The organism is Streptomyces sp. NPDC002130 (assembly GCF_040296465.1).
In the GTDB taxonomy this organism is placed as follows: domain Bacteria; phylum Actinomycetota; class Actinomycetes; order Streptomycetales; family Streptomycetaceae; genus Streptomyces.
Genome location: NZ_JBEOXI010000397.1, coordinates 1 through 5,064, shown reverse-complemented (window position 1 = coordinate 5,064; position 5,064 = coordinate 1). Strand labels below are relative to the sequence as shown.

Annotated in this window: 4 protein-coding genes; 1 reads left to right on the top strand and 3 read right to left on the bottom strand. The window is 74.0% G+C overall.

The window, feature by feature from the left end; all coding sequences use genetic code 11:
• The 3 genes from ABT116_RS39450 to lanKC all read right to left on the bottom strand — a co-directional run.
• Positions 1 to 920, bottom strand: a 920-nt coding sequence (locus ABT116_RS39450; RefSeq protein ID WP_351644553.1) for an ABC transporter transmembrane domain-containing protein, incomplete at its 3' end; no start/stop codon positions are given.
• A gap of 82 nt (positions 921 to 1,002) precedes the next feature.
• Entirely contained in the window at positions 1,003 to 1,119 is a 117-nt protein-coding gene (locus tag ABT116_RS39445) for a SapB/AmfS family lanthipeptide (protein ID WP_053673473.1), read from the bottom strand.
• A gap of 84 nt (positions 1,120 to 1,203) precedes the next feature.
• Complete coding sequence (gene lanKC, locus ABT116_RS39440) at positions 1,204 to 3,798, bottom strand: class III lanthionine synthetase LanKC (RefSeq protein ID WP_351644550.1); 2,595 nt, start codon at positions 3,796 to 3,798, stop codon at positions 1,204 to 1,206.
• 185 nt (positions 3,799 to 3,983) lie between these two features.
• Here lanKC and ABT116_RS39435 point away from each other — a divergent pair.
• Positions 3,984 to 5,064 (top strand): PAS domain-containing protein (locus ABT116_RS39435; RefSeq protein WP_351644547.1); only part of this gene is annotated, 1,081 nt, incomplete at its 3' end.

Genomic DNA, 5,064 nt, shown 5'->3' with positions numbered 1-5,064 from the left:
CGGTGGTAGTCGTCCAGCCGGCCGACCAGCACACCGACGCCCGTCGCGAGCACCGCGTACCGGGAGGCCGCGAGCACCTCGCCCACCGAGAGCCGGTCCCGGCTGAGCAGAACACCGGCCACGGCGACGACCGCGAGTTGCAACAGCGGCGCCACGGCGACCGCCCGGGCCGCGGCCCGTCCCTGCACCCGCCACATGCGGTGCCCGGCCCGGGACAGATCCGGCAGCGGCCGCAGCACACGGGCCGTCTCCCGGCGCTCCGTGCCGGCCGCCCGGACGGTGCGGACCCCCTCGACGGCCTCCGCCAGCGCGGCCGCGATCCGGCCCTGGGCCTGCTGATAGCGCGACGCGCTCTCGGAGGTGTCCCGCGAGACGGCGCGCAGGAGAAGGGCCAGCAGGGGGGCTCCGGCGAGGAACACGACCGCGAGCCACCAGTCGATCACCGCCAGCGCGACCACTCCGCCGACGGGACCGGCGAGCGCGGCCAGCAGCGCCGCGCGGGCCGCCGGAGTGGTGCCCGCCTCGACGGCGTTGCCGACGAGGCGCGCGACGAGGTCACCCGAGCCGAAGCGGTCCGCGGCGCGCGAGCCGACGCCCAGGACGTGCCCGGTCAGCCGGCGGCGCAGCCACGCGGTGGTACGGGCGTCGACGGTGCCGGTGAGGACCGTCTGGGCCGCGTCGAGCAGACCGAGCAGCAGGACGAGGCCGGCGCAGCAGAGCACCCAGCGGGTCGCCGGGGCCTGTGCCAGCAGAAGATCGAGGGCCCGGCCGAGCACGGCCGGAAGCAGCAGTCCGCCACCCGTCGCGGCGATGCTCACCAGGCACAGCGCCACACAGCGGGACCCGCTGTACCGGGTCGCCGCGCGCAGCAGCGTGCGCGCGTGTCCGGCCGCCGGGTCGTCGTCGCCGCGCGAGGTCATACGGGCCTTTCCTGGAACGGGAAGGACCCCGGGCGGCCCCTCCCCGAAGGGAGGGAGCCGCCCGGAGCCGGCAGACCGTAGATCAGAGACAGAGCAGAACGCTCGCGGCGCTGATGCAGGAGAGCAGGCTCACCGTGCTGTTGCCGCCGCCGGTCATGCGCTCGTCGGACTCGATGGTCTGCAGGTCGAGAAGTGCCATGGTGTGTCCTTCCATTGGGTGTCCGTCCGTGGTCATCCGTGGGGACGGGGTGGTGTCACGACTCCGCGGGATCGCGGAACCGCGTCAGTGGGGCCGCCTGTTCGGCGGCGGGAGGAACGGCAGGTGGGCGTCGGTCGCCGGGTCGAGGGCCGCGCCGAGCGCCAGCAGGCACCCTGCCGTTCCGGTGGCGAGGTCCATGGAGAGCCGCATCATCTGGTGGCCGGGGAAGGCCAGTTGGCCCTGGTAGGCCATCGCGAACCAGCCGAGCCCGGCGATCTGCGCGGCCAGCCGGTCCTCGGTCGCGCCCGGCGTGGTCGTGCGGCTGAGGTGCAGGATCATTCCGGCGCGGCCCTGGAAGAGCCCGGGCTGCGCGTAGAAGCGGGAGGTGGCCGCGGTGAGCACACCGGAACGGGCCGTCTCGAACTCCCCGGCGAGGCCGGGGGAGTGGTGCACGAGGTCGTCGAGGACCATGCCCAGGCCCGCGCTGCCGTCGCCGAGGTAGGGCAGGGTCCGCCAGCCCTCGTCGACCTCCAGCGACCCGTTCTCGCGGGTCACGCAGGACGCCAGGTCCCTGCGCAGGGCCACGGCCGCCGCCTCGAGCCAGGCCTCCTCGCCGGTCCACTCGTACTGCCGCAGCATGAGCAGGGCGGCACCGCTCGCACCGCGCAGCAGTCCGGCGCGCGGCCGGGACGTGGCCGGGACCGGCTCGGTGAGGCGCTGGACGAGGATCCGCGCGGCCTCGTGGGCCCGCTCGCCCAGCTCCGCCTCGCCGGTCGTACGGGCCAGCTGCCCGAGGACGAGGCCCAGCCCGGCCAGTCCGCCGTGCAGGTCGGAGGAGAGGTTCTGCCACCGCTCGGCGAGGATGCCCTCGACCAGGTCAAGCGCCCGCTGCCGGTGCCCGAGCCGGTCGAGGACCAGGGCGACGCCCGCTAGCCCGTCATACAGGCCGAGCGGGGTACCGACCGGGGCCGGTGCCGTACGGTCCAGCAGCCAGCGCTCGCCCTCCTCGTACCGCTCGGCGCCGGCCGCGTCCAGCGCGAACAGCACCCCGGCGGCGCCGTGGGCGAGCCCGAGCCCGCCGCCGTCCGAGAACTGGGCAACGTCGCCGGGGAAGAGCCGGTCGTCGCGCTCCGGCGTGGCCGAGGCGAGGATGGCCTTGACCATCGAGTCGCGGCTGTACGGCCAGTCGCCCGGATCCACCGGCGTGGAGGGAGCGGCCGCCGTACGGCCGGACACCTCCCGCGTGATCTCGGCGACCGCCTGGTCGAGGAACTCCCGCGGCACGTCCGGGAACTGCTGCGAGATCACCTCGGCCAGATGCGCCGCCTTGCCGCGGTCGACCACGAACAACGTGGTCACCGGCAGGAACAGGGCCAGCCGCAGACAGGCCAGCGCGTAGCGGTCGATGTCGGCGCCCCTGCGGTCCGGCGGCGCGAAGAACCCGGGGTGGGCGACGACCTGACGGCCGTTCTCCTCGGCCGGGGCCGCGGCCTCGAAGTCGAGGAGGAACACCGTCTCCTCGTCCGGGGCGACCATGATGTTGAAGACGTGCAGGTCGTTGAAGACGATGCCCCGGGCGTGCACCGCCGCCACGGCCTCCTCCACCCTGCGGTGGATGCGCAGCGCCCAGGCCGTGTAGGAGGCGACGGCCTCCGCGTCGGGATCCTGGGTGAGCAGGGGATGCCGCTCGGCGAAGAAGGAGTTGAGCGGGCGGCCCTCGAGGAAGTCCATCACCAGGAAGCGGTGCCCGCCGAGTTCGAACCAGTCGCGCACCTCCGGGACCACGCCCGTGCCCGCGACCTGCTCCAGCGCCCGCTTCTCCCGCTCCAGCCGGGCGATCGCGTCGGCCCCGTCCGAGGCGAGCCCCGCGTGCGGCCGGCCCTCCTTGAGGACGACCTTGCGCCCGTCACGGGTGTCGGTGCCCGCGTACACCCCGCCGCCGTTGGAGAAGTGCAGGGCCTTCTCGATGCGGTACGGCAGCTCGCCCGTCGTCGTGTTGTTCCGTGCGTCGAGGTGTGGCTTGAGGAACGCCGGCAGCGTCACCCACTCGGGCACCTGGAAGGACGGCGACCGCCGGTCCGGCACCAGCCGCCCCTCGCCGTCGCGCACCGCCGGCACCAGCGAGCCCCGCTCGTCCACAACGAACGCCCGTGCGAACGCGCCGTAGCGCACGTACAGCGGGCCCTCGCCCCAGCGCAGATCGGTGAGGATGTACGGCCCCTCGAACCCCTCCAGCAGGGCGCCCAGCTCGCGCAGCACCTGGTGCAGCTGCTCCTCGTCGGCCGGGTAGACGGTGACGAACTTGCCGCTGCCGTCGCGCGGAGCGTACTTGGTGTTGCGCAGGTGGAGCAGGTGCGGTCCCGGCACGAACTTGAAGGGAACGCGCCGCTCGACGCAGTAGTCCCACACGATCCGGGCGATGTCCTCCGCGTTCGCCCGGGTCGCCGAGGCGTGGATCTTCCACCCCTGGGCCGGGCCCTGCAGCGGTTCGCCGTCCGGGCCGAGCGGCGTCATCGTCTGCCAGTCGCCGATCCGGGCCGACTCCCAGCCCTCGGGCAGCGGCCGGCGGGCCGTCTCGTAGAGGTGCGCGGCCGTCCCTTGCGCGCCCCGCGCCAGCCGGTCCGGCGTCTCGTAGAAATGCCGGTCGGCCAGCGCGTACACCTCGTACCGCTTGTCCATGCGTCCCCCTCCTGACGAGCACCGAGCTTTCCAGCCACCCGCCGGGCACGCACAGTCACGCCTGTCACGAGAACACCGTGCGGAACGCACGCGTAAAGACATGTTCGGTTTCTTTCGAGCCCCTGCCTCGGTACTGGTTCACCGAACGCCCACAGGGGCTGCGCAGGTGTCTCATAAGCGCTGTAATGGCCAACGTGGTCAGTCAGGGCGCCCAAGAGCGCGGAACGCGAACGCTGCGTGCCGAAGGTGCCCTCAGGGCGATCGCGATCGATCAGGAGTCGCCCGAACGGCTGCGCCGCGTCCTCGAACAGGCACTGGTCTTCGCCGGTGCGGCGCTCGCCGCCGTCTACGCGCCCAGCGAGGACGGCGAGCTGCTGTGCCTGATGGAGTCGGCCGGCGTCCCGAGGACCCTGTACGGACTGCGCGACAGCTACCCGCGTGCCGGGCGCTCCCCCGTCGCCGAGGCCCACCGCCGCGGACGGCCGGTGTCACTGGGGCCGGCGGAACTCGCCGAGCACGCCCAGGCGCGGCGCGTGCCCTCCCGGGAGTTCTTCCTGACGGCCCTTCCCGTACAGGGGGACGGCGGCTGCCTGCTGGCCGTGAGCCAGCGCCCCGAGGGCTTCGCGGCCGACGACCTCCGCTGCCTGGAGCTCATCTCCGACGCGGTCGCCTTCACCGCCCCGGCCGCGCCCGCGGAGGCCGGTGAGCTGCCGCCGAGCGCTTTCACGCTCGCCATGGACACCGGCCGGGTCCGGGTCGGCGACGACCTGCTGGACCTGTTCGGCCTGGACCCGGTGGAGTTCGACGGCCGGGTCGAGACACTGCTCAGCCTGACCGTCCCCGAGGACCTGCCGTCGCTGATGTCCGTGGTGGAGGCCGACCACATGTCCATCGGCGACCGCGAACTGGAGTTCCGGGTGCTCCAGCCCGCCGGTCCGCCGAAGTGGCTCCGGCTGCGCGGGCGGCTGCTGCCCGGCGGCGAGGGCCGCCCGGCACGGCTCGTGGGCACGGTCGTCGACGTCTCCACGCTGCGCTCCGACGTCACCGACGTGGCCCGGGTCCAGCGCCTGGCCGCCGCGCTGGCCACCGCCGTCACCGTCCGCGACGTGGGCAAGGCCGTGGTCGCCGCGCTGCGCGGGCCGCTGCGGGCCGACCGGATCGCCCTCGCCGAGCTGGAGAGCGAGCGGCTCGTCGTCACCGTCCTCGACCCGCCCGGACCCGAGGCCTGGCCCGAGCTGTGGCGGTCGGAGTGGCGCACCGAGTGGC